Below are 25,463 nucleotides of genomic sequence, written 5' to 3'. Positions count from 1 at the left end.
TTTGTTTCATATTAGCGGAAAGCGAATAGAGGTATGAAAATCTTCGAACGGGCCCATCATCATCTCAATCTAGAAATTGAAAATAGCCCCAAGGTGGGTGCGCTTTTTCTGATCAATGCAGCTGCTTGGTTTCTGCTGGGTGGGATGGGCGTAAGCGAATTTAGCAGTCCTTGGATTGTCTTGACGCTTGTTCCAAATGTCTTGATTTGCATTGCCGAGAAAGCCGGGAAACTCCGGTGGTTCGCAGGAATGAGTCTACCGAGCCTCTTGGTGGCGATTGCGTCTGTAGTATTCCTCTGGCTGCTGAAAGCTGAGATGCAACCGCCAGCTGCAATCGCTTACGCGGCAGTCGCCGGTTTAATCGCGGCACTGATATTTCTCGGCTATCGAATGTGGACCTTCGATCCCGCAGCACAGAATCGTGAGCGGCATCTCTGATTAGCTAGCTCAACAGGGTCATCTAATATGCCGCTAATATCCGTCCCCATAAGGCGTGTTCTTCACCAGCTTGCGATTGTAGTCGGGCGCGCCGTCGTCCCACCACACGGGGCCGCGTTCGCCCAAGGCCACTTTGGCCTCGTGCACTTTGGCGCGGGCGGCTTTGACTTTGTCCGGATCGCCTTTCGCATCGCGCACGGCGCGGCGGGCGTCCATCAGCTCGTTGACCAGGTGTTGGCGGCGTTCTTCGGACAGGGCAGGATTGCTCGCGCGCCACAAACGTCCATCGACGATGATGTAGCGCCCGTCAGGCGTCTTCCTTGGTGTAGTATCCCTCATGCCGCTCCACCGGAGTGCCGATTTTGTCGGGGGTCTGCCAGCCGAGTTCGTGCCACCCCAGTGCGCGGCCGTCATGCGCATGGATGCCGATGGTTTGCACCGGCTGCCCGTCGCGGCAATCGACCAGTACCAGGTTCGGGTTGCAGATATCTGCGTATTTCTCACCCCACTGGCGGAGCGCGAGCATGGCGGGGAGCAGGGCGAGACCCTTTTCCGTCAGGCGGTATTCCACCTTGCGGCGATCGCTTTCACACGGCGTGCGTTCGAGCACACCGTGTTCGACCATTTTGACGAGGCGATTGGACAGGATGTTGCGGGCAATGCCCAGTTCCTGCGAAAATTCTTCGAAGTGATACAGGCCGTTGAACGCGGCGCGCAGGATGAGGAACGACCAGCGTTCTCCCATCACTTCAAGTGCATGCGAGAGGCCGCAGCCCAGTTCGCTCAGTGGTTCTCTTATGCCCATATAATCATCTCAGTCCCGTGACCCTCCTACAGGGAATTGCGAGAATGCCAAAAACTTTCGCAAATAAGGGTTGCTAATCGAAACTTACCTAGATAGGTAGCGAGTCGCAACTGGTTGTTAGTTGCAACTGAACTGCCTGTCAAAGGAGCCTCCCATGAACCGCTTCGCCACGATCGCACTCTCAACACTTCTCCCACTCGCTGCTCTCGCCGCGCCCGCCGCCACTCAGGCGACGAGCAGCACGGGACACTATTTCGAAGCGACGCTGACCGAACCTACTGACGAGACCACCCCGATTGCCGGCGGCGTCGTGTTCCGATGCGATGGCGAAAGCTGCACCGGCCCCCGCAGCGGGCACCGGCCGCTGCGCGTGTGCACGCAGCTGCGGCGCGAAGTTGGCCAGATCGCCAGCTTCAAAGTTCGCGGTGAACTGATTTCGGATGAATTGCTCGCTCGCTGCAACGGCTGAGCCGCCACCGGTCCCGCCGCCCCCTCTCCATCTGGGCGGCACTCCATTGCCCCGGCGCCTTCGCGGCTGTCGGGGCACTTTTTTGGGACAGATCAGCCGAGCAGGCCGTGAGCGGTAAGGTCCGCTTCGAGCCTTGCAGCGTCCTCGAACACATGCCCATGCCATCCGCGCGCTTTGGCAGCGGCGATATTTTCCGCCTTGTCATCGATGAAGAAAAGAGCTGACGGAGGCAGGCCGAAACGCTCTTCTGCGAGCGCGTAGATCGCCGGATCGGGCTTGGCGACTTTCTCCGTGCCGGAGACCACCACATCTTCAAACACGTCGAACACGGTCTGCGTCGGGCGGAAGAGCGGCCAGAAGTCGTCACCGAAATTGGTCAGCCCGAATTGCCGAACGCCCTGCGCATCCAACTGCGCGACCAGATCATGCGTGCCGGGAACAGGACCTGGGATCGTCTCGTTGAAACGCGTCGCATAGGCGCGAATGTGTTCTGCATATTGCGGATATTGCGCGATTCTTTCGGGCACCATCTCGGATAGAGGGCGGCCCTCATCCTGCTGGTGATGCCAGCGCTCGGTCACAACATTGGAGACGAACCACTCAACCTCTACGGGATCGTCGATCATCTTCGCGAACAGGCAGCGCAGATCCCACTGGATCAGCACACGTCCAACGTCCCAGACGACGGCAGAAGGCAGACGGATCTCAGACATGCAAAAAGCCCCCGCAATGGCGGAGGCTTTGCAAAAGACCTGTGCCGCGCAAAGCTGGCGGCACGGCGCCGGTTAGCCCTGGCGGGCCTTGAAACGACGGTTGGTCTTGTTGATCACATAGGTGCGACCGCGACGACGAATCACGCGGCAGTCACGGTGACGGTTCTTCAGCGACTTGAGGCTGTTACGGATCTTCATGGTCTTTTCCCGAAAATATTACGGCACCGGAGATAGTCCCCGATGCCGGAAATTCAAGCCGCGCCGATAAGGGGAGGAACTTACTGAGTCAAGCTTGCAGCCTGCTTGTTTCACGCTCCAGCATCCGCCGGAGCTCCTCGGTGCCACTCGCTCCGCTTCGCTGCGCGGCACCTGCGGGCGGGCGTTTGCCCTTGCGGTCGGCTAGTCGCCGCCCGAATTTCCCCTGATATCGCCGAGCTTTCGCTCCCATGCGAGGGCGTGGCCGATGATTTCATCGAGATCGTCATGCTGCGGCTCCCACGGGAGCGTCCTCTTGATGCGGCTTGGGTCGGAAACGAGCGAGTCGGAATCGCCTGCGCGCCGCGGCTGCATCACGCGCTCGATCTTGAGGTTGGTCACCCGGTCCACCGCGTCCAGCACTTCGAGCACGGAGAAGCCGCGGCCATAACCGCAATTCATCGTCAGCGAAGTATCCGGCTTCGCCATCAATTCTTCCAGCGCCAAAACGTGGGCAGCAGCGAGATCGCTGACATGGATATAGTCGCGCACGCCGGTTCCGTCGGGAGTGTCATAATCGGTGCCGAACACCGCAACGCTCTCACGCTGGCCGAGCGCCGCCTCAACCGCCACTTTGATGAGATGCGTTGCACCCGCTGTCGACTGCCCGCTGCGCGCCTGCGGATCGGCACCGGCCACATTGAAATAGCGCAGCGCACAATAGTTCATGTCATGCGCGAAAGCCGTATCGGCGAGCATCTGCTCCGTCATCAGCTTGGACCAGCCATAGGGATTGATCGGCACGGTCGGCGTATTTTCGGTCACCGGTGAGACATCGGGGATGCCATATGTTGCCGCCGTGCTGGAGAAGATGAAATGCGGCACGCCTGCCCCGACGGCAGCCTCCAGCAAGGCCCGGCTGTTCACCGTATTGTTGCGATAATATTTGAGCGGGTCTGATACGCTTTCCGGCACCACGATGGAGCCCGCAAAATGCATGATCGCGCGCGTGCCCTGCTCCTCGAAAATCCGCGCAAGCAGATCGGCGTCGGCGATATCGCCCTCATAGAAAGGCACATCATCGGGCACGGCGAAGCGAAAGCCGGTGGTGAGATTGTCGATCACTGCAACCGGCCAGCCACGATCACGCAAAGCCAGCACGGCATGGCTGCCGATATAGCCGGCACCGCCGGTCACCAGAACGGGAATTTTTGTCGTCGTCATGGGATCAGCGCCTTAACAGAAATGGCCTAACGGATAATGACTGGGGCACCGATCATGGGCCAGAACCGCGTTCTGGTGCACTTTCCCGTTCTGGTGCATTATAACCCGTATGATGAAAGCCCCCCTCTTCCTTCTCGCCGCATGCGCGCTAGCCACCGGATGTGCTGCGCCAGCCTATGTTTCGCCCGTGCAAGTGACGCGATTTGTCGGAGATACACCAGCCTTCCTCGGGCAGGGAACAGTGGAAGTGGTCGCTGCGCCCGGCACCGATACCGCATCACTAGAATATGAAATCTATGCCGAGGCCATCCGGCAGGAGCTCGAAGAGCTTGGCTACCGCGTAGTCATGGATGACGGCAATCAGACGGCGATGCTTTCGGTCGAAATCTTTGTCGGCGCAGAGGAAGGCCGCAGGTCTCCGGTCAGCGTGGGTGCCGGCGGATCGACCGGCACATATGGCAGCGGCGTCGGCGTCGGTGTGGGCATCAACCTCGGCAGCCTGTCCGGCCCGCCGCCGGAACGGATCGAGCGTGAGATTTTTGTTGCGCTGCAGGGTAACGAAATGACTACGAATCTGTGGGAAGGCCGCGCAACTATGGTCGCAACCAGCAATAGTGATTATGCCGAAGATGCAGCAGCCGCTGCCCGAATGGCGGACGCGCTTTTTGCAGGTTTCCCCGGCAATTCCGGCGAAACCATCGAAATCGAGTAAAAAGAGAATTCATGTCAGATACTGATATTGCCATCGATGCCGCTTTCGACAGCGGCAATGTCGAGATCGTTTCCATTGATGGCGCCACCGCACGCCTGCGCATTCCGCAAGACCGCAAGAGCGAGTTCGCGCAGTGGTTCCACTTCCGCGTTTCGGGCGCCGCGGGCCGCGAACTGACGCTGGTTTTCGAGGACCTGAAGAATACTGCCTATCCCGAAGGCTGGCCCGGATACCGCGCCTGCGTGTCGGAAGACCGCGACTTCTGGGGCCGCGCGGATACCGAATACGACGCAAATAGCGGCAATGGCACGATGACGGTGCGCTATACGCCCGCATCGGACATGGCCTATTTCGCCTATTTCGCACCCTATTCGATGGAGCGTCACCACGATCTCGTCGCCGAGGCGGCGAGCGCGGAAGGCGTGACCTATCGCCGTCTGGGTGAGACCTTTGACGGGCGCTCGATCGACTGCCTCGAAATGGGTGATGGCGACAAGCAGCTCTGGATCTACGGTCGCCAGCATCCCGGCGAAACGCAGGCCGAATGGTGGATGGAAGGTGCGCTCGAAGTGCTCACCGATCCCGCCGACGTCGTTGGCCGGGCCCTGCGCGCCAAATGCCGCATCCACGTGGTACCCAACTGCAATCCCGATGGCAGCGCACGCGGCCATCTGCGCACCAATGCAGAAGGCGTGAACCTCAATCGTGAGTGGGCCGAACCCTCGACCGATCGCTCCCCGGAAGTGCTCGCCATCCGCAATGCTATGGATGAAAGCGGTGTTGATTTCGCAATGGACGTGCACGGCGATGAAGCCATCGCCGCAGTCTTCCTTGCAGGCTATGAAGGCATACCCAGCTGGACCGACGATTTCTGTGAGCGATTCTATCGCTACCAGCGAATCCTCGATCGCCGCTGCCCCGATTTCCAGACTGCGAAAGGCTATCCGAAGTCAAAGCCCGGCACCGCCAATATGACCGTCAGCACCAACCAGGTGGCAGAACGCTACAATGCGACTGCAATGACATTGGAAATGCCGTTCAAGGACAATGACGACTGGCCCGACCAAGCCCAGGGCTGGAGCCCCGAGCGCTGCAAGCTGCTGGCGCGCGATTGCCTTGCGGCGATGGTCGAATGGTTTGACGGCGAGGAAGGCTGAGCCCGATCAGTTCTGCACCACCACCCAGCGCATCGGCTCGCCGTTCGCTGGATTGGTAAGCGCAGAATTGGAAGTCCACAGCGTCCAAGGCCTGCCTGCATAGTCAGGCTGCAGCCAGTCGCGATCAAGCCAGAGGTTCCGCTCAATGCGGGTGGCGATCTGATACTGGCGGGCGAAATCCTCGCTGATCTTCAGCACCACCGGCTGTCCGGCATGCCCTTCGACCTGGTTGATGAAAGTCGTCAGCTCGCTTTCGAGCGCGGCCTCCAGCACCGGATCGCCGCATTCGCTCGGCTGTTTGTCGAGATAAATGGCAGGCGGCATCAGTGATGCATCGCGCGGCACGATAGTCACGAAATTGGCGGCTTGCTGCTCTGCCGGAATGCACGGATCGTAAGTGTGGACCGCGCCGTGTGGAATCTCCGTCTCGCTGAGCGCCGCAAGATTGCGGCCGAAATTCTGGTCGCGACCTTCTGCGCCGCTGCTGGCCTCGAGATAAACGAAATCGGCGCGCGCGGTGCGCAGGGCGGAGATGTCGACGATGCCTTCCGCCTCGCCCATGACCACGCCTTGTATGGGGAATTCAGCACGAGGCGGCGCCCAGTTTTTGCTGTACCACCACAGCCCCGCGCCCACCGCGACGAGCACGATGAACAGCAGGGCTTCAATCCAGAAGCGCACTGCGGATTTCTTTTTCTTGCCCATGGGGCGACCCTGCTCGTTTCGTGCCTGATGCGCTCGTGCACCCTAGCCTCAGGCTTTGATATGCAGCACGCAAATTAATGTAAAAAGGCGGCGCGCAGTCTCGAAGTCGGTTTCGACTTTGCTTTCCAGCGAATCGAGCAATTGCCGCGTGCCGCGATCATGTATGGCACGGCGCGCCATATCGATAGTCTCGATTTCCTGCGCAGAGGCGCGGCGCAGCGCTTTGTAATAGCTGTCGCAAATCGCGAAGTAATCACGAACCACACGGCGAAGGCGCGCAAGGCCAAGACCGATCGTGCCCGCAGATTCGCCTGCGCGGTCCGACAAATGCAGCGCCAGCATCCCATCTATAATTGCAAGATGCACCAGCCACGGTCCGGAATGGCCGGCCTCCTTGGCGCGCAGCGGGCGGAAGAGATTGTCCTCCACCAGATCGCGCAGCGCCACTTCGCGCTCTTTTTCGATATCGTCATTGCGCGCGATGACAGTCGCTTCATCAAGCGTGATGCGATCAATCCGGTCGTCTTCGTCCTGCGCCATAACAGCGTTCTCTTGGCCCACCCGCGCCCTACATTGCAATTGCGAAAAGGATGCGGTGCACAATCGTCCCCGCTTTCCACAGGGGGTGGTGCACATTTGCAGGGCACCATGGCTTGCCTGCACGGCGCGCGCACCGCATGAAGGCTCCCATAATGTCAGACCAAGATCTCCTCATCAAAGCCGATGCGAAACCAGCAGATGGCGAGCCCAAGGGCCGCACGCTTCCCGCCAATCTCGAGGCAGAGGCTGCGTTTATCGGCGCTGTCCTGATCGATAACCGGGTGCTGGAAGAGCTGCCGGTTGAAATTCAGCCCAAGCACTTCTTCGCGCCGATCCACCAGCGAATCTTCGATCGCATCCTGATCGGCGTTGAAAAGCAGATGGTCGTCACTCCGGTGACGCTCAAACCCTATTTCCAGGATGACGAAGGCCTCGCCGAACTTGGCGGCACCGCATACCTGGCGCAGCTGACTGCGGACGGGCAGGGCCTGCTCGCCCCGCGCGAAATGGCGCAGCAGATTTACGATCTGGCGCTGCTCAGGGAACTGGTGAGCGTCGGCCGCGATCTGGTCGAAAGCGCGCTCGATACCTCGCAAGAGGTTGAGCCGATGAAGCAGATCGAGGGCGCTGAGGCACGCCTGTTCCAGGTGGCCGAAGGCGCAACGAGCGAAAAGGCCGAAACCAATTTCCGCGCTGCTTCGATGGAAGCGATCCGCATGGTCGAAGCCGCCATGAGCTCGGGCGGCGGCCTGTCCGGCAAGACCAGCGGCCTCGCATCCTTGGACAGCAAGACCGCCGGTCTGCACAATTCGGACCTCGTGATCCTTGCCGGGCGTCCCGGCATGGGCAAGACCTCGCTCGCCACCAATATCGCGTTTAATTGCGCCGAGGAACATCTCAACTGGATGCGCGATGGCGGGCCGCACAATTACGGAGCCCCGACAGCTTTTTTCAGCCTCGAAATGAGCGCAGACCAGCTCGCGACGCGTATCCTCGCCGAGCAGGCGGAGATTTCTTCCGAAGCGCTGCGCATGGGTAAGCTGTCGCGCGATGAATTTCAGCAGCTTTCCTTTGCCGCGCAGCGCCTTGCCGAGCTGCCACTCTATATCGATGACACGCCTGCGCTAACTATTTCAGGCCTTCGCGCCCGGGCTCGGCGTCTGAAGCGCAAGCACGACATCGGCTTGATCGTGATCGACTATCTTCAGTTGCTCCAAGGCTCCGGCCGCGCGAATGACAACCGCGTGAACGAGATTTCCGAAATCAGCCGCGGCCTCAAGACCCTCGCCAAGGAATTGCAGGTTCCGGTGATCGCACTTTCCCAGCTCAGCCGTGCGGTGGAGCAGCGCGAGGACAAGCGACCGATGCTGTCCGACCTGCGCGAATCGGGCTCGATCGAGCAGGACGCCGATATGGTGTGGTTCATTTTCCGCGCCGAATATTACCACGAGGCGCTGCGCCCCGATGTGCCGACCGAAACCAGTTCGGAAGCGGACAAGGAGAAATACTCGGTCTGGGCCAGCCGCATGGAAGAGCTCGCCAATCGCGCCACGCTGATCGTCGCCAAGCAGCGCCACGGCTCCACCGGCAATGTCCCGCTACATTTCCAGGCCGAGTTCACCAAGTTCACCTCGCCCAATATGAAAGATTATTCGGACTACGGGTTCGAATGATCGATGTGAAAAGCGCGCGATTTTGCGCCAGATCAAATCGCTGATAGCCTCGGCAGGGCATAGTCGACTCATCACAGGAGGAGATTTGTCATGTCAGGCCCCATCATCGCTGGAACCGATTTCGGACCACGCGCAGACCGCGCGATCGACCGCGCCATTGCGCTGGGAGAGCAGCTTGGCCACGAGGTTATCGTCTTTCATGCGCGCGACCTGCCGCCATATCCCACAGAGGACAATCACGATCTCGACGCGCAATTGCGTGAGGTCTTGCCGCGCGGTGCCAAGAACGTGCAGCTGGCCTACAAAGGCGGAAACCCGCCGCAGGCTATCGCCGATTTCGCCGATGAGAAGAACGCAGGCCTCATCGTGCTGGGCGTCGCAAGGCACAATTCAATCGGCGATTATTTCCTTGGCACCGCGGTCGACAGCACCATCCGCCGCACGGATCTGCCGGTATTGGTGGTGAAGAAGCGGCCGCAGCAGCCCTACCAAACGATCGCCATCGCCACCGATTTCTCCGAATTCGCCCAAAGGGCTGCACGCTGGGCGGCAGACACGTTCCCGCAGGCAAAATTGCATTTGCTTCATGCTTTCCATGTCCCCTTCGCCGCCTGGAACAATGCCGCCTATGTCACCGACGAAATCGGCAATTATGCGCGCGAAAAAATGGCCGAGTTTGTGAAAGCGCTGCCCGAAGAATTGCAGGGCCGCATCACGACACATGTCGAAAACGGCATGCTTGGCAGCGCGATGAATACGTTGATTGTGCGTGAGGGCGTGGACTTGGTCGTACTCGGCTCGCACGGAGAAACCGGCTTCCGCCATGCCACTATTGGCAGTCAGGCCAACAGCCTGCTGACCTCCAGCCATGCCGACACCGTGATTATCGGCCCGCGCGTGACAAGTTAGCGCGGGCACGGTCGATCAAGGGTTGAGCCGGCGGGTGACCGTGTAATCGACAATCGAAACGAGGCTCCAGCCGATCCAGCGTTTGAAGCGCTCCCACGGATTGGATCGCTCGCGGTGAAGCTCGGGCGTAATGTGTTCCGATGCGTCCTGCATTGAGCCGATGAATTCGCGCATCCGGTCAGCCAGTTCCTGATCTTCCACCCGGAACATCATTTCAAGGTTCAGCCGGATCGAGCGGTGATCGAAATTGGAGCTACCGAAATAGGTCACATCATCTACCACCAATAGCTTCATATGCAGCTTGCTGGGCTGGAATTCGTAAATCTTTGCCCCTGCCTTCAGCAATTTGGAATAAGTTGCGCGGGCGGCCGCAATTGTGGCCGAATTGTCCGATTTTGCCGCCATGACCAGATTGACATCACCGCGCTGGGCAAATTTGCGTAGCAAGCGGCGATAGCTACGCGGCGGCGAGAAATAAGCCATCACCATGTGCAATTTCTTGCCATCGTTGAAATCGCGCTTGATGAAATATTCCCAGTTGCTGGGAACGCGCGTCGGCCCGCCGACCAGCAGCCGGACTTTGCCGTCGCCAGGCTCCCACTCGCGCACCATGTCGCGCACCGCGCGGTACTGCGCCTTGTCGTTCTTCGCCCAGTCGCGCACGAGTTTGTACCATTCGCGCAGCTTTTCGACGCAGGGGCCGCGCATAATCACGCCGAGATCGGTCCAGCCGTTTTCCTCGGGCGGCTTGAAGTAATTCTCCGAAATGTTGAAACCGCCGACGATCGCCATCTCTTCATCGGCGATGCACATCTTTTGATGATTGCGGATCAGATAGCGGCGCGTGGTCTTGGGATTGAAGAAACAGAAGCTGCCACCGGCATCGACGATAGGCTGGAAGAACTCCTCGTCCGCATCGGTGCCAAAACGATCAACCACCAGCTTGACATCCACCCCGCGCTCTGCCGCCGCAACCAGCGCATCGCGCACCGGGCGGCCTGCTGGATCATCCTGAAACATGTAATAGAACACTTCGAGCTTGTTTTTCGCATCGTTGATGCAGGCGAGCAGCGCTGCGTATCGATGCACGCCATCGGGCATGAAAGTGAAGCTGTGGCCCTGCGCCTCTACCGTGAAGGGTTCGGGGAAGTCGTGGGCGCTGGCATCGGGCTCTGTATACATGCGGTGGTCCTTGAAGGGCTCGTGGCGGGGACTGGGCCACCGTTGCCTCTACGCAAAGACCTTGACCCTTGTTCCCTCACCGCCTATCTGAAGCCCTTTCCGACAACACCAGAATATCGGAGTGCCCATGGCGCGCGTTACAGTCGAAGATTGCGTCGACAAAGTTCCTAATCGTTTTGACCTCGTCCTGCTGGCCGCACAGCGTGCGCGCGAGATTTCGGGCGGTGCGGAAATCACTCTCGATCGCGACCGTGACAAGAACCCGGTTGTGGCTCTGCGCGAAATCGCCGAGCAGACTGTGAAGCCCAAGCATCTGCAAGAATCGCTGGTGCAGTCGCTGCAGCAAATCCTGCCGGATGATGAAGACGAAGCCGATGATGTCGGTTCGCTGAGCCAGTCGGCAGAGGCCATGCGCCTCTCCGCCGCAGCCCCGACCCGTTCGACGTCGATCGGTGCCGATTACGACGGCTGATCTTTCCAGATCATACGAACTGCAAAAGGGCCGCACCTTCGGGTTGCGGCCTTTTTTGTTTTTAGCGGCGTGTAAAGGGTAGCCAGAGGCTGAAACCGAGGCGGGCGGTCTGCTCACCTTCCCATTCCTTCAGCCCGATGGTCATATCGCGCTGTCCCTTCGCCGCGCTGGAAACGTAGGTGCCGAACAGCCTGTCCCACAGCGTGAGGACGGTACCGTAATTGCTGTTTGTTTCCTTTTCGCGGTCCGAATGGTGGATGCGATGCATGCTCGGTGTGACCAGCAGTGTACGGGTTCTGCTATCCCAGCGTCCGGGCAGCGCGAAATTGGCGTGGGTGAACAGCGTGGCGACGGCAAAGCCGACCTCGAACACGAATACCGCCAGTGCCGGTGCGCCGAGGGCAATAACGACTCCCAGTTTCCAAAGCATGGACAGCACGATCTCGACCGGATGAAAGCGCGCAGCCGTGGTCACATCGAAATCGCGGTCGCTGTGATGCACGCGGTGCAGTCGCCAGAGCAGCGGTACGCGGTGCGTTGCCCAATGTTGCAGGTATAGCGCGAGGTCGAGCACCAGCAGCGTCACCACAAAGGCGAGCCAGTATGGCGCCGCGAAAAGGTTGAAGAGGCCCCAGCCCGCTTTTGCCGCCCATAGCGCGCCGCCAACCATGGCGAGCGGGAAGATCAGCCGGATCGCCAGCGTATCGAGAGCGAAGAGCGCAATATTGGTAAACCAGCGGCGCGGCTGCGATTGCCTGGCCTCTCGCACCGGCAGCAGCCACTCGATCAGCGCGAATACGGCGAAAGCGCCTGCCATGATGGCGAGGCCGATAGTGGGCGAAATGCTGTCCGTATCGGGCATGGGTGCTATTTGGTTTGTCGCGATAGGTTTCACAAGGTAGCCCGATTGTGTCTTGCTACGCGCCGCCTATAGTAAGCGATGACCAAGGACGGGGGCTTGCGGCATGAGCGACATTCTGGGCGGTATCGGCAGCGCGGTCGAAGGCGGCCTGTTCTCGCGCGCGCTCGAGCCGGATTCCGGAGCCAAGCCGCCGCACCCCGAACAGCCTGAAGAATGCAAGAATTGCGGCACCGCGCTTACCGGTGCCTATTGCCATGCTTGCGGACAGCGCGGACACGTCCACCGCACGATCGGCGCGTTTCTGCATGAGCTGGTGCACGGCGCGCTGCATTTCGAAGGCAAATTCTGGCGGACCCTGCCGCTTCTCATTTTCAAACCGGGCCAGCTGACGCGGCGCTATATCGAGGGACAACGAGCCCGCTTCGTCTCGCCGATGGCGCTGTTCCTGTTCACCGTCTTCCTTATGTTCGCAGTGTTTCAGCTGACCGGCATTTCGACCCCTACGGACGTGCCGGCGGGCGATGTGGTCGAAGAACGGGTGCGCGAATCCACAGCCGCTGAAATCACTCAGCTGGAAGAGCAGCTCGCCGATGAAACGCTGGACCAGTCCGAGCGCGATCGGATCGAATCCGAGCTGGCGCTGCTACGTACCTTCATGGGCCAGACCGAGCCCGAAACCGATGACGGTGAAGAGAGCCTGATCGAAAGCTTCGAGCGAGGCTATCGCGAGGCGGGTACGACGCGAAACGCCCAAGATGCCGAGACGACAGCTCCTACGGTGGAAACGCATGACGGATTCCTGGAATCGCTTGGTGACAAATGGCGAGAGAACCCGGGACTCATGCTCTACAAATTGCAGGCCAATGCCTACAAGTTCAGCTGGCTGCTGATTCCGATCTCGATACCCTTCGTCTGGTTGCTGTTTTTCTGGAAGCGGCGTTTCAAAGCCTACGATCACGCGATTTTCATCACCTATTCGCTCAGCTTCGTTACGCTGCTGTTCGTCGTCGTCTCGATGCTCGGTGTGGCGGGTTTCAATCCGGCGGTCTGGCTGCTGCCGATGATCTTCATCCCGCCGTTCCACCTCTACAAACAGCTCCGCTATACCTATGAGCTCAGCCGGTTCAGCGCGTTCTGGCGACTGATTGTGCTGAGTGGCTTTATCTGGATTGTGATCGCGCTGTTCGTGCAATTGCTGCTGATGATCGGGGCCTATTAAGCGCGCTCAGCTGCCGCGCCCGGTCGCATCCTGCAATTCGTCGATCCGCTTTGAAGCTTCGGCCTTGGTCAATTCAGTGTCATACGCTTCCGGGGTTCCTGCTTCTTCGCTCAGCGTCTTCAGATAGCTCGCCTGTGCGCCGGTCATGCGCTCATCGCCCGTCGTCCAGTTTTCGGGTGCCTTTTCGGCATTCGATACAGGATCGCTCTTGGGCGTTTCATTGGGGGTTGGTGCAGTCATGTCTTACTCCTTTCCCCAGTAACCCCTCAGTTCACCGTTTGTTCCAACCAAGGGCCGCCCGCAGGCACTTCTGCTGGCAGTTGGCGATTACTCGTTGAGATCGTCGCCGGTAATCGGTGCCGGACCGGGTTCTTCCTCATCGCCTTCACGCAAGTTCTCGGCGAGATCGGACGCGCCTTCAGCAACAGCTTCGGAAGCGTCGATCGCGCCCTCTTCGATGACTTCGCCGGCAACCTCGGCATTGGCGGCCGTATCTTCGGCTGCCATTTCCGCTGTGCGCTCCGCGTCTGCCTCGGTCTGTTCGGAACATGCGGCGAGCCCGAAACTGGCGACTGATGCGGTAAGGAGGGTCGTTACGATTGCGGTTTTCATTGGTGGTACTCCGGAAAGTGTCTTTGCCATGTAAACCGGCGAGGGCCGTGAGCGGTTCCGAGACCGATCGCCCATGCGAGAAGGGCGGCGCATCGCTGCACCGCCCTTCGCGTGTTCAAAAGCTGTAGGAAAGCGCTTTACGCGCCTTCGGGCGCCTCGCCGCCGCCAAAGCGCTTGCCCGCCTTGGGGATGGACGAGCCGTGCGTCGGCTGCTGGATGACAGGGCCGCTCGGCGCATCGGGCCGGTCGATCTTGCCGTTTTCCATCAGCTGGGTGATCTCGTCACCCGTCAGCGTTTCGTATTCGAGCAGCGCCTGGGCGAGCAGGTGGAGCTTGTCCTCCTGTTCGGTCAGCACGTCGGTGGCGCGCTTGAGACCGCTTTCGACCAGCTCCTTGATCTCCGCATCGATCAGCTTGTTGGTGTCTGCACCAGCCATCGTGCGGCTCGACTGCCCCATGCCGAGATAGCCTTCCTGGCTCTGCTCGTACATCAGCGGGCCGAGCTTGTCGGACATGCCCCATTTGGTGACCATGTTCTTGGCCAGATCGGTGGCATACTGGATGTCGCCCGATGCACCGCTCGAGACCTTGTCATGGCCGAAGATGATCTCTTCGGCGACACGGCCACCCATGGCGACCGCCAGGTTCGCGTGCATCTTGTCACGGTGATAGGAGTAGTTGTCCCGCTCCGGCAGGCGCATGACCATGCCCAGCGCGCGGCCGCGCGGGATGATGGTCGCCTTGTGGATCGGATCGGACGCCGGCTCGTTCAGAGAGACGAGCGCGTGGCCAGCCTCGTGATAGGCGGTCATCTTCTTCTCGTCCTCGGTCATCACCATGGACTTGCGCTCGGTGCCCATCATCACCTTGTCCTTGGCGTCCTCGAACTCCTGCATGGCGACGAGGCGCTTATTACGACGCGCCGCGAGCAAGGCAGCCTCGTTGACGAGGTTTGCGAGGTCAGCACCCGAGAAGCCCGGCGTACCGCGTGCAATGGTGCGCGGGTTCACATCGGGCGCCAGCGGCACCTTCTTCATGTGCACGGCGAGGATCTTCTCGCGGCCATCGATATCGGGAACCGGCACCACGACCTGGCGATCGAAACGGCCCGGGCGCAGCAGCGCGGGGTCGAGCACGTCGGGACGGTTGGTGGCGGCGATGATGATGATGCCTTCATTGGCTTCGAAGCCATCCATCTCGACCAGCAGCTGGTTAAGAGTCTGCTCGCGCTCATCATTCGAGTTGCCGATGCCATTACCGCGGTGGCGACCCACGGCGTCGATTTCGTCGATGAAGACGATACAGGGCGCATTCTTCTTCGCCTGTTCGAACATGTCGCGTACGCGGCTTGCGCCCACACCCACGAACATCTCGACGAAGTCGGAGCCCGAAATGGTGAAGAACGGCACACGCGCTTCGCCTGCAATGGCGCGGGCGAGCAGCGTCTTACCAGTACCGGGCGAGCCGACCAGCAATGCGCCCTTAGGGATCTGTCCGCCGAGCTTGGAGAAGCGCTGCGGGTCCTTCAGGAACTCGACGATTTCCTGCAGCTCTTCGCGCGCTTCATCGATGCCGGCGACGTCTTCAAACGTCACGCGGCCCTGCTTTTCGGTGAGCAGCTTGGCCTTGGACTTGCCGAAGCCCATTGCGCCGCCTGCGCCGCCGCCCTTCTGCACCTGGCGCAGCGCGAAGAAGGCGATGCCGAGGATGAGGAGGAATGGCAGCGAGTTGATCAGCACGACCCAGAACAGGCTCATCTGCTCTGCCGGAGCTGCGGTGACTTGCACGTCAGCTGCTTCCAGCTGCTCCATCAGGCGCGGATCGTTCGCCACCGGAACGGTGGTGAAGTTCTGCTCATTGCCCAGGGTACCGGCAATCAGGTCAGGCGAGATGCGCACTTCGGTGACGCTGCCTTCCGCAACGCGTTCCTTGAAGTCCGAATAGGGGATCTGCGTGCCCGGTGCTTCGCGGTCTCCGCTGAACATCGAAACGGTCAGCAGCAGGGCCAGAAAGATACCGCCCCATACGAAGAGGCTCTTCATCCAGGGGTTAGGCTGGTTCTCGGGTTCGCGATTCTCATCCATGCTCGTTGGCATCCTTTCGTCCTGACAATGTAGGCTTGCCGCAGTGAATGACAAGATAACGGCGATACCGCTTTTGGGGCGGGATTTCCGATCACTGTGAGCGGGATCGCTCTCGCGAGGGGTGTGACAGGTGTGACAGTGTTCAAGAGACAAAATCTCCTGATGGGGCAAAGCGGCAGAAAAGCGGGGTTTCGAGGCAATTTGGAACGGGCGCACTGGCATGCCACCCACCTGCGAAAAGAGCACCACTGTAGGAAAGCCAAAATCGCCCTCGCCATCCGGCAAATCACATCAACACGTCAAGCACCCCAATCCTTTTGACAAGGTCGCTTGACAAAAGTCGACTCGATGTCTAGGGTCCTTTACATCAATTCAAGGGAGCTTGACATGAGCTACATTCAGAAATCGCTTTTGTGGGGCGCTGCCATCATCGCATTTGCGCTGATCGGTGCCTTCGGCCCGGTAGAGAACGAGACGTTCAAGTCCATGTTCTTCATGCTGCCCGTGCTCGCATGGGCAACCATCGGCCAGCGGCGTAGCTGCCTGCCCTGCCCGATCTCCAGAACGGGAGAAAAACCATGAGTCTCTCTCGCCTCGGAAAGCCTGAAAAACTTCGCTATCTGATCCGTATCGCAGTCGCGATGGTGATCTATCTCGGTTCGCTGTTTGCAGCAGAAATCCTGATCGAGGATCAGGGCATGTCAGGGTGGCGGGCCTATGTGCTGGCTGCCCTGCCCGGCCTTTCCTTCGCTGCCGTCTTCTGGATCTTCGTGCGCCTGATCGTGGAAGAGCGTGATGAGTTTTTCCGCATGCTCTACATCCGCCAGGTGCTTGTCGCGACCGGCCTTGCGCTGACAGCCGCAGCGGTCTGGGGCTTCCTCGAAACCTATATGCCCGTGCCGCATGTTCGCGCCTTCTGGTGGCCGACCATCTGGTGCTTCGGCCTCGGCGTGGGGGCGATCTACAACAAGATCACCATGGGCACCTATGGAGAGTGTGCATGATGACCGATGCTGTTCAAAAGAACCCGAAGCCCGGTCTGTGGGGCGGATTGTTTGCGGTAAACATGGCGTTGATCGCCGTGCTTGCAGGCACCGGAGCCTTGGAGCATCCGACCCCGGCAATCCTGATTGGCCTCAATATGATCCTGCTGATCCCCATGGTCCGTGCAGCGTCGAAAGCGCAGGAACAGAAAGGTGCCGTGTCCAAAGCCATGCGCAGCTATAACCAGCGCTTCCTCGGCTTTTCTCTGGCCTATATGGTTGTCATGCTTGTTTCAGGCACGATTGCTGGCGAGTTGGCAGACGGATCGCCCGGAATGTGGGTTCTCGCCATACTGCCGATGTTTCCCGTGTTCGGCATGATCTGGACGATGTTCCGCTACCTTCAGGAAGAGACGGACGAGTACCTCAGATTGCGCGCGGTGAATGCGTCACTGGTCGGGCTCGGCCTGGTGCTGGTGCTCGGCACCGGATGGGGCTTTCTCGAAACCTTTGGCCTCGTGCCGCATGTGTGGGCGTGGTGGGTTTTCCCGACTTGGGCGATCGGTCTTGGCATCGGCATGATTGCCCAGCCAATCGGTGGCGGAGACGCCTCGTGAACAATCGCCTCCGCGTCCTGCGGGCAGAGCGGCAATGGAGCCAGCAGGACCTTGCCGACCGGCTCGAAGTCAGCCGCCAGAGCGTGAATGCGATCGAGACAGGCAAATACGATCCCTCGCTCCCCCTCGCCTTCAAGATCGCCGACGTTTTCCAGCTGGCGATCGAGGAGATTTTCCTTCGCGATGTGGGCGAACAGGCGGCGGAATAAGCGCTCGAGACAAAGGGTAAATTGAATGATGTTTTTTGGAATCTCGCCTCTGCGAGCACGCCATCTTCTTGCCTTCTCGCTGAGCATCATTTTGCTCGGTTTCGGCGCTCTCCTGGCGCTGCCCGCCAAGGCGCAGGAGGCATTTGAGCCGACGCGCTTCAGCGTCGAGGTCGTCGGAGAGGGGCCGGATGTGATCCTCATCCCCGGCCTCTCGACCACGCGCGAAGTTTGGCGACCACATCTCGGCGCGCTGGAGGGTCATCGCGTTCATCTGCTGCAAGTGCGCGGCTTTGGTGAGGATGCTGGCGTAAATGGGGAAGGTCCGATCCTCGAAGGCCTGATCGCCGAACTAGCGCGTTATATCGGAGCGGGCGGGATCGAGAACCCGGCCATTATTGGACATTCGATGGGCGGATTCATCGCCATGTCGCTCGCTGCGGAACATCCCGGCCTGCCGGGTCGCATCATGATCGTCGACAGCTTGCCGTGGTTCGCCGCCATCATGGTGCCGCCGGGAACAGAGCCAGACATGGCGCAGGTGGAAGCGCAGGCCGTGGGAATGCGGGCCATGATGCTCTCCATGCACGGGCGCGACATGCCCGAAGGTGCCAATGACGCGCTGCTTTCAGGCTACACGATCGATCAGTCCAATTTGCCGCGGTTGCGGGAGCTTACCAGCGGTGCGGATCTGCGCGTTACAGCGCAGCTTGCGTACGAATTAATGGTGAGCGACATGCGTCAGAACATCGCCGCCATTACCGCTCCCGCGACCGTCGTCGTCCCGCACAATCCGGCATTTCGCACTGAAGAGGCGACAATCGCCTTCTACACTCAGCAGTATGATGCGTTGCCAGAGGTGGAGTTCGAAGTGATCTCGCCTGCTGCCCATTTCGTGATGGTGGACCAGCCTGCTGCATTCGAGGCAGCGGTTCTCAACTTCCTCGCCGACTAGAACAGCGTTTGGCGGGCGGGAATTGGCACACCTGCCTGCTCTGCGATCATGCCGAGCCATTGCTGGACCTGGCCGATTTCCTGCTTGAGGACTGGCGATGCAGGCGGAGCCTTCTCGTCGAACTCACCACCCAATTTGGCGTGTTTGCGGAATACAGGGCCATCGACCACGGTCTCTATCTCTCGCGGATCGTAGGAGAGGCCCGCCAGTTCCAGCACCGCCTCGACCGTATCGGCGCGGTCGAGCGCGAAACGATCTCCATCGAGCACACGCAGTCTTTCACCCTGCGAGCTTGCCTGCAGCATCGCGTACATCCGCTGTGACAGGAACCACGCGAGCCCTGCCGCCTGCAGATCGGTCATCGAAAACTGCTCGCGCGCATCCATGCCGAGGTCCATGCCCGCATATCCCATGACTTCGAGATAGAGCTGCCGCCCCCAGCGCCTGCCCATCAGCGCACGCTTGTCGACTGAATGCAGGAAGGTGGACAGCGGGTTGGTCATCAAGACGGCTTTCGCATCCGGTCGTGCTTCAAGCAGAGCGGGGATCAGCATGTTGGCGTGATTGGTGGGCTTGACGAAAACCGCCTCACGCTCTCCTCCCTCGGCAACCCACGGGCGGGAAAGCAGGTCGCACACGGGCTTCACCAGATCCTTCGCTGCGTCGCCTGCACCCGCCAGCTGTGCGAGTATGCCCGGCTCTGCCATGCCCACGCTGACGCCCGGTATGTTCATCGCCCGCGCCAGCAGGGTCGAGCGGCAGAAAGCGGTGTGAAATATGAAATGCAGCGGGCCGGTTTCCACTTGCATGCTGCGCACGGAATTGAGCGGCAGCCACTGCGCATCTTCGTCGCGCTCAGACTGGAGATCGGCGAGAAAGCCACTCTCCGTCAGCGCGTCCCTCTCTATCCGCAAAAACAGCATGCGCTGTCCGGCGAGATCGAGCCTATGGGGAAGCCAGTGCGGATCGGCCTGAATGACGGTGAAATCGGTCATGAGCGTGGCTTACGGCAGGTATCGCACGAATTCAAAACGCCTTGTGCCCACTATCGTACTGGAATTGTGTGCAGCGTTATGCAAACGGCAACATTTCATGGTTAAGCGATCCTTGCATGGACGCTGCTCACTCATTCACAAGGTCACCCATGGTTCTGCCTACGCGCACGGTTGAGAAAGTATGGGGCCGGGACGAACTCCCCGCGCCGTTCGTCTCGCCCGAAGGCAAGCGTATCGGCGAGATCTGGTTTGAGCCGCCTGCCGACCTGCCCGAGCTGCTGGTGAAATATCTTTTCACGAGCGAGAAGCTTTCGGTCCAGTGCCATCCGGATGCCGATCAGGCTGAGGCGGCAGGGCTTGGCCGCACGGGTAAGGAAGAATGCTGGCTGGTTGTCGCTGCCGAACCCGGCGCAACGCTGGGCATCGGTTTCGAGCGCGAGCTGACAGCCGAAGAAATGCGCGCCGCCGCGCGCGATGGCAGTATCGAGGACCTGATGGTCTGGCACGATGTGCAGCCGGGTGATTTCTTCTACATCCCTGCCAATACGGTTCATGCCATCGGCCCGGGCTGCTCGATCATCGAAGTGCAGCAAACCAGCGATATTACCTATCGCCTGTATGACTACGGGCGCGACCGGGAATTGCATCTGGAGCGCGGCGTCGCCGTGGCCGAAGGCTCGCCCTACCCTGCCGAATTGCGCAAGTCCCTGCCCGCCTCCGGCCACGCCAATCTCGTATCCGGCCCGGCCTTCACGCTCGATTATGTCGACGGCGTCGCGGATGACGCGCTGCTCTACGCCTATTCGGAAAAGCTGCTGGTGGTCCCGCTGTCAGGAGAGGTCCTGGTGACAGGCGAAGTGGTGAAGCCCGGCGAATGCGCCTATGCCCCGAGCCTCGCCAGCGTCACCTTCGCCCCGCATGGCAAGGCACTGGTGACGGCGCCTTGCGTCAGCTGACTTCGCCACTTTTTTCGGCCATTTCGCTAATCAAACGATCGATCTCAGGCGTAAGTACGAGACCGCTCGCTTCTAGCCCGGCGATAGCCTCAGCTGTTACATAGAAATCCTCAAGTCCGATGGTTTTGTCTCTCGGCGAAACTTCTGCATCGGCAAGCATGACTACGTAACCACCGCCTTCTCGCGATGGGAAGGCCAGCACGGCCTTGCCGGTTCCGCCGACGTCCCGGAGGATAATCAGCTGCTCATTTTCCGAGCTCTGCCCCACTTGGAAATGAGCGGCCTGTAAAATGGAATACTCGTGCTTATTGGCCAACTCGTTGCAGCTTGCATCGCCGCGCTGGCAATTATCTTGCTGACAGCCGGATATAACAAGCGCGCTGAAAAGGAGCGCGAAATTAGCGCTAGCCTGCTTCACACCACCCCAAACGCCAGCATTGCATCGGCCACTTTCTTGAAACCCGCGATATTCGCGCCTTTTACGTAGTCGACATAGTCACTGTCTTCGCATTTGCCGTATTCGACGCATTTCTCGTGAATGCCTTGCATCAGCTCGGTCAGCATGTCGCCGAGCTTTTCCTGGTTCCAGCTGATGCGTTCCGAGTTCTGGCTCATTTCGAGGCCTGAGACAGCGACGCCGCCAGCGTTCGCAGCCTTGCCCGGACCGTACATGATCTTGGCATCGTGGAAGACTTTCACACCCTCCAGCGTGGTCGGCATATTCGCGCCTTCGCTCACTGCGATGCAGCCATTGTCGACCAGCGCTTTCGCCTCGTCCTCGTTCAGTTCGTTCTGCGTTGCGCAGGGCAGAGCAAGATCGGTTTCGACGTTCCACGGGCGCTTGCCGTCGTGGTAGCTCGCATTGGTGAAGTGATCGGCATATTCGGAGATGCGCCCGCGCTTCACATTCTTCAGATGTTTGACCCAGTCGATCTTCTCCTGATCGATACCGTCCGGATCGTGGATGAAGCCGCCGCTGTCTGACAGGGTGAGCACCTTGCCACCCATCTGACAGATTTTCTCCGCCGCATGCGTTGCGACATTTCCCGAGCCGGAAATGACCGCCGTTTTGCCTTCTATGTCTTCGCCTGCATGTTTGAGCATGTTGCTGAGGAAATAGACCGCGCCGTAGCCTGTCGCTTCGGGACGCATGGCGCTGCCGCCATATTCGGTGGCCTTGCCGGTCAGCACGCCTTCCCAGCGATTGGTGATCCGCTTGTATTGGCCGAACATATAGCCGATTTCACGCCCGCCTACGCCGATATCGCCAGCCGGCACATCGGTGTCGGGGCCGATATGGCGGTAGAGTTCGGTCATGAAGCTCTGGCAGAAGCGCATCACTTCGCTGTCGCTCTTGCCCTTGGGGTTGAAATTGGAGCCGCCCTTGCCGCCACCCATGGGCAGGCCGGTGAGCGAATTCTTGAACGTCTGTTCGAAAGCGAGGAATTTCAGCACGCTTTCATTCACGCTGGGATGGAAGCGGATGCCGCCCTTGTAAGGGCCGATGGCATTGTTGTTCTGCACCCGCCAGCCGCGCTGTACGCGGATGTTGTGATTGTCGTCCTCCCAGCACACGCGGAAGGAAACGACCCGGTCGGGCTCTGCAATCCGGCGCAGGATCTGCGCTTCGTGATATTCTTCCTTGTCCTCGATGAATTCGAAAACGTCCTGCGAAACTTCGTGGACGGCCTGGATGAATTCGGTCTGCCCGGGATTGCGCTTTTTCACGCCTTCCATGAATTTATCGAGATCGACGTGACGGTCGTAAACTGATGCCATGCTCTGGCCCTCCCCCCTTCTGCAGACCCGCGACCACGCGAGTCATCGGCGTATGTATGCCTGCTTTTTGGATGTTTGACGAATCCGTCGCCTGTGCCATTGTTCCCGCCAAGGGGGGCTGATTTGGCACAAGCAGGACCAATGCGGATCTTTGCCACCGGCTGGCGCAGCGTGCGCGAGGCGGGTCCCAGACGGCTTGTGCTGACTGGCCTCATGCTCATCCTTGCTTTGCTGCTCGCGCGCTTCAGCTGGCAGATCTGGTTCACCGATACGGCCGAGCGGGCGCTGTATGATGCGCGGGAATATTACCTGTCCGAACTGGTCGAACCGGACATGCGGGTGGTGATCATTGCGTTTGACGATCAGGCGCTGATCGAGCTGCAGAAGAGATCCCCCTTGCCGCGCGACACCATCGCCGCCGCGCTTCGCAATATCGACACGCTGGGCGCGAAAGCGATCGGCGTCGATATATTGTTCGACCAGCCGCAGGCCGAGGATGCCGAGCTGATCGAGACATTGCGAGCCATGCAAACACCCACGGCGGTCGGCTATGCCAGCGTCGATACCAATGCGCTCGATATCGAATATGAGCAGCAGCTCTATCTCGACGAGTTCATGGCCGCTGTGGAAGGGCCCAATGTGCGACGCGCGAGCATCCGCCTGGCCGAGAACGAAGGTGTCACGCGGCTGTGGCCGGACATTATCGACGGCAGCCCGCCGCTTCTGGGGCGAGTCATGCTGGAAATGGCGGGCGATCCGGCAGCAGAGCGCTTTGCGGGGTATGAAGGTGCGATCCGCTTCCGCCGGCCCGCCTTTGCCGATGAGCCGGTGGTTCCCAGCCTCTCGATCATGGTCTTCAGCATGGATGAGATCTTTGCGATCCCGGAGGCGCGCGCCGAATTCGAAACGGCTGTCCGCGATTCCTATGTCCTGATCGGCGGCGATATTACCGATTACGACCGCGCGCTGACGCCGCTTTCGGGCTTCACCGACGCCGCAGTGGAACAGGGCGGGCGCAGCGTACGGCCACCGGGTATCGCCATTCACGCGGCGACCATCGCCCAAATGCTCGATGGTGATCGGCTGCGCCAGCCATCCCCATGGTATCTCTGGGCGCTTGCCATGCTGGTCGTCATCGCCGCCACGCTGACCGCCCTGCTGGAGCTGCGCAATTGGAAGTTCATCCCGCTGCTGGTGGCGCAGGTGCTGCTGTTTATCGGACTGCCATTCTTCCTGCATGAACGCGGCGTCGACACCCACGGCTTCCCCGCCGTCGGGCCGGCGCTCGGCTGGATCCTGGCCTTTACCGCTGTCACCAGCGCGGCGCGGGCATCGGGCGCGGTGCAGCGAAAATTCGCGCAAGGCGCGCTGGGCAAATATTTGCCGCAAAGCATTGCCGAAGAGATCATCGAAAAACCCGAACTGCTGCGCCTTGGCGGCGAGAAGCGCGAAATCTACGTGCTGTTTTCGGACCTTGAGGGCTTCACCAAGATGAGCCACGCCATTGCCCCGGAGATGGTCGCCAAACTGCTCAACCGCTATCTCGAAATGCTTTCCGACGTGGTACTGGCCCATGGCGGCATCCTCGACAAATTCATCGGCGATGCAGTGGTGGCCTTCTGGGGCGCACCGATCGCACGGCCCGATGATGCGACGCGCGCGGCGCAATGTGGCTATGCCATCTGGCAGGCGGGCGAGGCATTTCGCGAAGAAGTGGCGCGCATGGACCCCAGCCTGCCCCCGATCGGCAAAACCCGCGTGGGACTGCATTTCGGCGAAGCGGTCGTGGGCAATTTCGGCGGCGAAAACCGCATCCAGTATACCGCGCTGGGCGACAGCATGAATACAGCCGCCCGGCTCGAGTCGGGAAACAAGACGTTCCGCACATCGGTGATGGCGAGCGAGGAATTTGCCAGCCGGTCCGGCCTCAAATGGTGGCGGCGGATGGGCCGCGTAATCTTGTCCGGTCGCTCGCGACCGGTCGAATTGTATGAGCCCGCGCCCGACTTTGCCGAGCACGATCGCCGCACGCTGAACACGGCGGTGGAGATGCTCGATACCGCTCGAGAGGGAGCAATCCGAACGATTGGGGCGATGGCGGCGAAATATCCCGAGGATACGGGCCTTGCCGCGCTGCTCGAGCGCTGCCGCGATCTGAATGCGGATGGTGCCTATGTCATGGCGGGCAAGTGACGGCGATTTCGCAAATTTCCTATTCAGCGCGCACAAGCGGGTGCAAATCTGGTATGGAAGACGAAACCGAAGGTGTGAGGAGGGAACCATGGGTTTGCCAAACAAGACTTTGCTGGCAATCGCCGGAGCCGCAGCGGCGCTGATGCTGGTGCCGGAAGCGGCGCATGCCGGCACTGTTGTCGCTTCAAGCGGACCATCTTCCGAGCAATATCCTGTCGGTACACAGATCGGCGATACCCAGCGCATCACCCTGCGAAACGGCGATGTTCTGACTGTACTGGATGGCGGACGCACCCGGACATTTCGCGGACCGGGCACCTTCGTCCTCGCCCGGCGCGGCGCGCGATCGGACAATCGCACGCTGGCTGCGCTCACCACGCGCCGCTCGTCTGACCGGGCTCGCACCGGTGCCGTACGCGGCGACGGCGAAAATGTGACCAATCCCAACCTCTGGTATGTCGACATCAGCCAGAGCGGGACGATCTGCCTCGCCAATCCCGATCCCTTGCAATTGTGGCGCGCCGATACCTCCGAAGCAGCGACCTATTCGGTCAGCCGGGCTGGTTCCGAAGGTGAGGCGATTGCCGTCACTTTCCCGGAGCGTGAAATGCTGGGCATCTGGGATGGAGCGGTGCAGCTGCGCGAAGGCGAGACCTATGTCATTTCCGGCGGCACCACGCCGACCGAAGTCAATTTCGTCTTCCTGCAGGATATCCCTGAGGACGGCGAGGAACTGGCGCTGACACTGCTCGCCAACAACTGCACCGTCCAGCTCGATCAGATGGCCCGCGCGCTGGCTGAGTGATCG

The 25,463-nt window shown here is 60.2% G+C and carries 31 protein-coding genes; 16 read left to right on the top strand and 15 right to left on the bottom strand.

Features of this window, described 5'->3' with window-relative positions; translation table 11 throughout:
- Positions 1 to 33: 33 nt before the first annotated feature.
- Positions 34 to 438 (top strand): hypothetical protein, encoded by a 405-nt coding sequence (locus O2N64_RS06380; RefSeq protein WP_271079442.1) that lies wholly within the window; start codon positions 34 to 36, stop codon positions 436 to 438.
- Between the two features lie 33 nt (positions 439 to 471).
- On the opposite strand, the gene O2N64_RS06375 is transcribed toward O2N64_RS06380, so the two are convergent.
- Together O2N64_RS06375 and O2N64_RS06370 are read right to left on the bottom strand one after the other, a co-directional pair.
- Positions 472 to 777, bottom strand: a complete 306-nt coding sequence (locus O2N64_RS06375; RefSeq protein WP_271079441.1) for a hypothetical protein — start codon at positions 775 to 777, stop codon at positions 472 to 474.
- On the bottom strand, positions 746 to 1,243 hold the full coding sequence (locus tag O2N64_RS06370) for a winged helix-turn-helix transcriptional regulator (protein ID WP_271079440.1): 498 nt from the start codon (positions 1,241 to 1,243) through the stop codon (positions 746 to 748). Before O2N64_RS06370 ends, O2N64_RS06375 begins: the two co-directional genes overlap by 32 nt.
- 154 nt (positions 1,244 to 1,397) lie before the next feature.
- Between O2N64_RS06370 and O2N64_RS06365 the strand changes: the two genes are divergently transcribed.
- Complete coding sequence (locus O2N64_RS06365) at positions 1,398 to 1,712, top strand: CC_3452 family protein (protein WP_271079439.1); 315 nt, start codon at positions 1,398 to 1,400, stop codon at positions 1,710 to 1,712.
- A gap of 92 nt (positions 1,713 to 1,804) precedes the next feature.
- Here O2N64_RS06365 and O2N64_RS06360 read toward each other — a convergent pair whose 3' ends face one another.
- The 3 genes from O2N64_RS06360 to galE form a co-directional block, all read right to left on the bottom strand.
- The gene (locus tag O2N64_RS06360; protein ID WP_271079438.1) at positions 1,805 to 2,425 is read right to left on the bottom strand and encodes an HAD family hydrolase; all 621 of its coding nucleotides are present in this window, start codon (positions 2,423 to 2,425) and stop codon (positions 1,805 to 1,807) included.
- 72 nt (positions 2,426 to 2,497) lie between these two features.
- Entirely contained in the window at positions 2,498 to 2,623 is a 126-nt protein-coding gene (gene ykgO, locus O2N64_RS06355) for a type B 50S ribosomal protein L36 (RefSeq protein ID WP_007165381.1), read from the bottom strand.
- A gap of 201 nt (positions 2,624 to 2,824) precedes the next feature.
- Positions 2,825 to 3,844 (bottom strand): UDP-glucose 4-epimerase GalE, encoded by a 1,020-nt coding sequence (galE, locus tag O2N64_RS06350; protein ID WP_271079437.1) that lies wholly within the window; start codon positions 3,842 to 3,844, stop codon positions 2,825 to 2,827.
- A 109-nt stretch (positions 3,845 to 3,953) separates the two neighbouring features.
- On the opposite strand from galE, the gene O2N64_RS06345 reads away from it, so the two are divergent.
- Both O2N64_RS06345 and O2N64_RS06340 read left to right on the top strand, forming a co-directional pair.
- Positions 3,954 to 4,556, top strand: coding sequence for a DUF4136 domain-containing protein (locus O2N64_RS06345; RefSeq protein ID WP_271079436.1), 603 nt, complete (start codon positions 3,954 to 3,956; stop codon positions 4,554 to 4,556).
- 11 nt (positions 4,557 to 4,567) lie between these two features.
- A complete protein-coding gene (locus tag O2N64_RS06340) occupies positions 4,568 to 5,713 on the top strand; it encodes a M14 family metallopeptidase (RefSeq protein ID WP_271079435.1) in 1,146 nt (381 codons plus the stop codon).
- A gap of 6 nt (positions 5,714 to 5,719) precedes the next feature.
- On the opposite strand, the gene O2N64_RS06335 is transcribed toward O2N64_RS06340, so the two are convergent.
- Together O2N64_RS06335 and O2N64_RS06330 are read right to left on the bottom strand one after the other, a co-directional pair.
- Positions 5,720 to 6,418, bottom strand: a complete 699-nt coding sequence (locus tag O2N64_RS06335; protein ID WP_271079434.1) for a glycoside hydrolase family 25 protein — start codon at positions 6,416 to 6,418, stop codon at positions 5,720 to 5,722.
- Between the two features lie 48 nt (positions 6,419 to 6,466).
- Positions 6,467 to 6,958, bottom strand: coding sequence for a UPF0262 family protein (locus tag O2N64_RS06330; RefSeq protein ID WP_271079433.1), 492 nt, complete (start codon positions 6,956 to 6,958; stop codon positions 6,467 to 6,469).
- Between the two features lie 152 nt (positions 6,959 to 7,110).
- Here O2N64_RS06330 and O2N64_RS06325 point away from each other — a divergent pair, with 152 nt between their 5' ends.
- Positions 7,111 to 8,631 carry a replicative DNA helicase gene (locus O2N64_RS06325; protein WP_271079432.1) on the top strand — a complete coding sequence of 507 codons (1,521 nt, stop codon included), beginning with the start codon at positions 7,111 to 7,113 and terminating at the stop codon, positions 8,629 to 8,631.
- 90 nt (positions 8,632 to 8,721) lie between these two features.
- Positions 8,722 to 9,540 carry a universal stress protein gene (locus tag O2N64_RS06320; RefSeq protein WP_271079431.1) on the top strand — a complete coding sequence of 273 codons (819 nt, stop codon included), beginning with the start codon at positions 8,722 to 8,724 and terminating at the stop codon, positions 9,538 to 9,540.
- 15 nt (positions 9,541 to 9,555) lie between these two features.
- On the opposite strand, the gene O2N64_RS06315 is transcribed toward O2N64_RS06320, so the two are convergent.
- The gene (locus tag O2N64_RS06315; RefSeq protein WP_271079430.1) at positions 9,556 to 10,722 is read right to left on the bottom strand and encodes a phospholipase D-like domain-containing protein; all 1,167 of its coding nucleotides are present in this window, start codon (positions 10,720 to 10,722) and stop codon (positions 9,556 to 9,558) included.
- 127 nt (positions 10,723 to 10,849) lie between these two features.
- On the opposite strand from O2N64_RS06315, the gene rpoZ reads away from it, so the two are divergent.
- Complete coding sequence (gene rpoZ / locus O2N64_RS06310) at positions 10,850 to 11,194, top strand: DNA-directed RNA polymerase subunit omega (protein WP_271079429.1); 345 nt, start codon at positions 10,850 to 10,852, stop codon at positions 11,192 to 11,194.
- A gap of 61 nt (positions 11,195 to 11,255) precedes the next feature.
- Here the strand turns inward: rpoZ and O2N64_RS06305 are convergent, their stop codons facing one another.
- Positions 11,256 to 12,056 (bottom strand): sterol desaturase family protein, encoded by an 801-nt coding sequence (locus O2N64_RS06305; protein ID WP_271079428.1) that lies wholly within the window; start codon positions 12,054 to 12,056, stop codon positions 11,256 to 11,258.
- Between the two features lie 103 nt (positions 12,057 to 12,159).
- On the opposite strand from O2N64_RS06305, the gene O2N64_RS06300 reads away from it, so the two are divergent.
- Positions 12,160 to 13,275, top strand: coding sequence for a DUF3667 domain-containing protein (locus O2N64_RS06300; protein ID WP_271079427.1), 1,116 nt, complete (start codon positions 12,160 to 12,162; stop codon positions 13,273 to 13,275).
- A 6-nt stretch (positions 13,276 to 13,281) separates the two neighbouring features.
- On the opposite strand, the gene O2N64_RS06295 is transcribed toward O2N64_RS06300, so the two are convergent.
- The 3 genes from O2N64_RS06295 to ftsH form a co-directional block, all read right to left on the bottom strand.
- Complete coding sequence (locus O2N64_RS06295; RefSeq protein WP_271079426.1) at positions 13,282 to 13,515, bottom strand: DUF3072 domain-containing protein; 234 nt, start codon at positions 13,513 to 13,515, stop codon at positions 13,282 to 13,284.
- 87 nt (positions 13,516 to 13,602) lie between these two features.
- Positions 13,603 to 13,887, bottom strand: a complete 285-nt coding sequence (locus tag O2N64_RS06290) for a hypothetical protein (RefSeq protein WP_271079425.1) — start codon at positions 13,885 to 13,887, stop codon at positions 13,603 to 13,605.
- A 137-nt stretch (positions 13,888 to 14,024) separates the two neighbouring features.
- Positions 14,025 to 15,971, bottom strand: coding sequence for an ATP-dependent zinc metalloprotease FtsH (ftsH, locus tag O2N64_RS06285; RefSeq protein WP_271079424.1), 1,947 nt, complete (start codon positions 15,969 to 15,971; stop codon positions 14,025 to 14,027).
- A 387-nt stretch (positions 15,972 to 16,358) separates the two neighbouring features.
- Here ftsH and O2N64_RS06280 point away from each other — a divergent pair, with 387 nt between their 5' ends.
- Genes O2N64_RS06280 through O2N64_RS06260 form a run of 5 tightly spaced genes read left to right on the top strand, consistent with a single transcriptional unit; the run spans position 16,359 to position 18,732 of the window.
- Positions 16,359 to 16,553 (top strand): hypothetical protein, encoded by a 195-nt coding sequence (locus O2N64_RS06280; RefSeq protein ID WP_271079423.1) that lies wholly within the window; start codon positions 16,359 to 16,361, stop codon positions 16,551 to 16,553.
- The gene (locus O2N64_RS06275; RefSeq protein WP_271079422.1) at positions 16,550 to 16,975 is read left to right on the top strand and encodes a hypothetical protein; all 426 of its coding nucleotides are present in this window, start codon (positions 16,550 to 16,552) and stop codon (positions 16,973 to 16,975) included. The genes O2N64_RS06280 and O2N64_RS06275 overlap by 4 nt, the downstream gene beginning before the upstream one ends.
- The gene (locus O2N64_RS06270) at positions 16,972 to 17,571 is read left to right on the top strand and encodes a hypothetical protein (protein ID WP_271079421.1); all 600 of its coding nucleotides are present in this window, start codon (positions 16,972 to 16,974) and stop codon (positions 17,569 to 17,571) included. Before O2N64_RS06275 ends, O2N64_RS06270 begins: the two co-directional genes overlap by 4 nt.
- Positions 17,568 to 17,780, top strand: a complete 213-nt coding sequence (locus O2N64_RS06265; protein ID WP_197919776.1) for a helix-turn-helix transcriptional regulator — start codon at positions 17,568 to 17,570, stop codon at positions 17,778 to 17,780. The genes O2N64_RS06270 and O2N64_RS06265 overlap by 4 nt, the downstream gene beginning before the upstream one ends.
- 25 nt (positions 17,781 to 17,805) lie before the next feature.
- Positions 17,806 to 18,732: an alpha/beta fold hydrolase gene (locus tag O2N64_RS06260; RefSeq protein WP_271079420.1), complete on the top strand. Its 927-nt coding sequence runs from the start codon at positions 17,806 to 17,808 to the stop codon at positions 18,730 to 18,732.
- Here the strand turns inward: O2N64_RS06260 and O2N64_RS06255 are convergent.
- Positions 18,729 to 19,727: a hypothetical protein gene (locus O2N64_RS06255; RefSeq protein WP_271079419.1), complete on the bottom strand. Its 999-nt coding sequence runs from the start codon at positions 19,725 to 19,727 to the stop codon at positions 18,729 to 18,731. The two genes, O2N64_RS06260 and O2N64_RS06255, sit on opposite strands and share 4 nt — an antisense overlap.
- 149 nt (positions 19,728 to 19,876) lie before the next feature.
- On the opposite strand from O2N64_RS06255, the gene O2N64_RS06250 reads away from it, so the two are divergent.
- Entirely contained in the window at positions 19,877 to 20,683 is an 807-nt protein-coding gene (locus tag O2N64_RS06250; protein WP_271079418.1) for a class I mannose-6-phosphate isomerase, read from the top strand.
- On the opposite strand, the gene O2N64_RS06245 is transcribed toward O2N64_RS06250, so the two are convergent.
- Together O2N64_RS06245 and gdhA are read right to left on the bottom strand one after the other, a co-directional pair.
- Complete coding sequence (locus O2N64_RS06245; protein ID WP_271079417.1) at positions 20,676 to 21,101, bottom strand: hypothetical protein; 426 nt, start codon at positions 21,099 to 21,101, stop codon at positions 20,676 to 20,678. The genes O2N64_RS06250 and O2N64_RS06245 overlap by 8 nt on opposite strands.
- A complete protein-coding gene (gene gdhA, locus O2N64_RS06240; protein ID WP_271079416.1) occupies positions 21,098 to 22,462 on the bottom strand; it encodes an NADP-specific glutamate dehydrogenase in 1,365 nt (454 codons plus the stop codon). The genes O2N64_RS06245 and gdhA overlap by 4 nt, the downstream gene beginning before the upstream one ends.
- A 141-nt stretch (positions 22,463 to 22,603) precedes the next feature.
- On the opposite strand from gdhA, the gene O2N64_RS06235 reads away from it, so the two are divergent.
- Positions 22,604 to 24,655 carry an adenylate/guanylate cyclase domain-containing protein gene (locus O2N64_RS06235; RefSeq protein WP_271079415.1) on the top strand — a complete coding sequence of 684 codons (2,052 nt, stop codon included), beginning with the start codon at positions 22,604 to 22,606 and terminating at the stop codon, positions 24,653 to 24,655.
- Between the two features lie 88 nt (positions 24,656 to 24,743).
- A complete protein-coding gene (locus O2N64_RS06230; protein ID WP_271079414.1) occupies positions 24,744 to 25,460 on the top strand; it encodes a hypothetical protein in 717 nt (238 codons plus the stop codon).
- The last annotated feature ends 3 nt before the right edge of the window (positions 25,461 to 25,463 follow it).

This window comes from Aurantiacibacter sp. MUD61, from assembly GCF_027912455.1.
Classification (GTDB): Bacteria; Pseudomonadota; Alphaproteobacteria; order Sphingomonadales; family Sphingomonadaceae; genus Alteraurantiacibacter.
The sequence above is the reverse complement of the archived record's forward strand: the minus strand, read 5'-3'. Positions and strand labels throughout refer to the sequence as shown.

What these genes read in the sequence shown, in the direction of transcription:
- O2N64_RS06380 (WP_271079442.1), top strand. Translation starts at nt 34, where the DNA reads ATGAAAATCTTCGAACGGGCCCATCATCATCTCAATCTAGAAATTGAA.
- O2N64_RS06375 (WP_271079441.1), bottom strand. Translation starts at nt 777, where the DNA reads ATGAGGGATACTACACCAAGGAAGACGCCTGACGGGCGCTACATCATC.
- O2N64_RS06370 (WP_271079440.1), bottom strand. Translation starts at nt 1,243, where the DNA reads ATGGGCATAAGAGAACCACTGAGCGAACTGGGCTGCGGCCTCTCGCAT.
- O2N64_RS06365 (WP_271079439.1), top strand. Translation starts at nt 1,398, where the DNA reads ATGAACCGCTTCGCCACGATCGCACTCTCAACACTTCTCCCACTCGCT.
- O2N64_RS06360 (WP_271079438.1), bottom strand. Translation starts at nt 2,425, where the DNA reads ATGTCTGAGATCCGTCTGCCTTCTGCCGTCGTCTGGGACGTTGGACGT.
- ykgO (WP_007165381.1), bottom strand. Translation starts at nt 2,623, where the DNA reads ATGAAGATCCGTAACAGCCTCAAGTCGCTGAAGAACCGTCACCGTGAC.
- galE (WP_271079437.1), bottom strand. Translation starts at nt 3,844, where the DNA reads ATGACGACGACAAAAATTCCCGTTCTGGTGACCGGCGGTGCCGGCTAT.
- O2N64_RS06345 (WP_271079436.1), top strand. Translation starts at nt 3,954, where the DNA reads ATGATGAAAGCCCCCCTCTTCCTTCTCGCCGCATGCGCGCTAGCCACC.
- O2N64_RS06340 (WP_271079435.1), top strand. Translation starts at nt 4,568, where the DNA reads ATGTCAGATACTGATATTGCCATCGATGCCGCTTTCGACAGCGGCAAT.
- O2N64_RS06335 (WP_271079434.1), bottom strand. Translation starts at nt 6,418, where the DNA reads ATGGGCAAGAAAAAGAAATCCGCAGTGCGCTTCTGGATTGAAGCCCTG.
- O2N64_RS06330 (WP_271079433.1), bottom strand. Translation starts at nt 6,958, where the DNA reads ATGGCGCAGGACGAAGACGACCGGATTGATCGCATCACGCTTGATGAA.
- O2N64_RS06325 (WP_271079432.1), top strand. Translation starts at nt 7,111, where the DNA reads ATGTCAGACCAAGATCTCCTCATCAAAGCCGATGCGAAACCAGCAGAT.
- O2N64_RS06320 (WP_271079431.1), top strand. Translation starts at nt 8,722, where the DNA reads ATGTCAGGCCCCATCATCGCTGGAACCGATTTCGGACCACGCGCAGAC.
- O2N64_RS06315 (WP_271079430.1), bottom strand. Translation starts at nt 10,722, where the DNA reads ATGTATACAGAGCCCGATGCCAGCGCCCACGACTTCCCCGAACCCTTC.
- rpoZ (WP_271079429.1), top strand. Translation starts at nt 10,850, where the DNA reads ATGGCGCGCGTTACAGTCGAAGATTGCGTCGACAAAGTTCCTAATCGT.
- O2N64_RS06305 (WP_271079428.1), bottom strand. Translation starts at nt 12,056, where the DNA reads ATGCCCGATACGGACAGCATTTCGCCCACTATCGGCCTCGCCATCATG.
- O2N64_RS06300 (WP_271079427.1), top strand. Translation starts at nt 12,160, where the DNA reads ATGAGCGACATTCTGGGCGGTATCGGCAGCGCGGTCGAAGGCGGCCTG.
- O2N64_RS06295 (WP_271079426.1), bottom strand. Translation starts at nt 13,515, where the DNA reads ATGACTGCACCAACCCCCAATGAAACGCCCAAGAGCGATCCTGTATCG.
- O2N64_RS06290 (WP_271079425.1), bottom strand. Translation starts at nt 13,887, where the DNA reads ATGAAAACCGCAATCGTAACGACCCTCCTTACCGCATCAGTCGCCAGT.
- ftsH (WP_271079424.1), bottom strand. Translation starts at nt 15,971, where the DNA reads ATGGATGAGAATCGCGAACCCGAGAACCAGCCTAACCCCTGGATGAAG.
- O2N64_RS06280 (WP_271079423.1), top strand. Translation starts at nt 16,359, where the DNA reads ATGAGCTACATTCAGAAATCGCTTTTGTGGGGCGCTGCCATCATCGCA.
- O2N64_RS06275 (WP_271079422.1), top strand. Translation starts at nt 16,550, where the DNA reads ATGAGTCTCTCTCGCCTCGGAAAGCCTGAAAAACTTCGCTATCTGATC.
- O2N64_RS06270 (WP_271079421.1), top strand. Translation starts at nt 16,972, where the DNA reads ATGATGACCGATGCTGTTCAAAAGAACCCGAAGCCCGGTCTGTGGGGC.
- O2N64_RS06260 (WP_271079420.1), top strand. Translation starts at nt 17,806, where the DNA reads ATGATGTTTTTTGGAATCTCGCCTCTGCGAGCACGCCATCTTCTTGCC.
- O2N64_RS06255 (WP_271079419.1), bottom strand. Translation starts at nt 19,727, where the DNA reads ATGACCGATTTCACCGTCATTCAGGCCGATCCGCACTGGCTTCCCCAT.
- O2N64_RS06250 (WP_271079418.1), top strand. Translation starts at nt 19,877, where the DNA reads ATGGTTCTGCCTACGCGCACGGTTGAGAAAGTATGGGGCCGGGACGAA.
- gdhA (WP_271079416.1), bottom strand. Translation starts at nt 22,462, where the DNA reads ATGGCATCAGTTTACGACCGTCACGTCGATCTCGATAAATTCATGGAA.
- O2N64_RS06235 (WP_271079415.1), top strand. Translation starts at nt 22,604, where the DNA reads ATGCGGATCTTTGCCACCGGCTGGCGCAGCGTGCGCGAGGCGGGTCCC.
- O2N64_RS06230 (WP_271079414.1), top strand. Translation starts at nt 24,744, where the DNA reads ATGGGTTTGCCAAACAAGACTTTGCTGGCAATCGCCGGAGCCGCAGCG.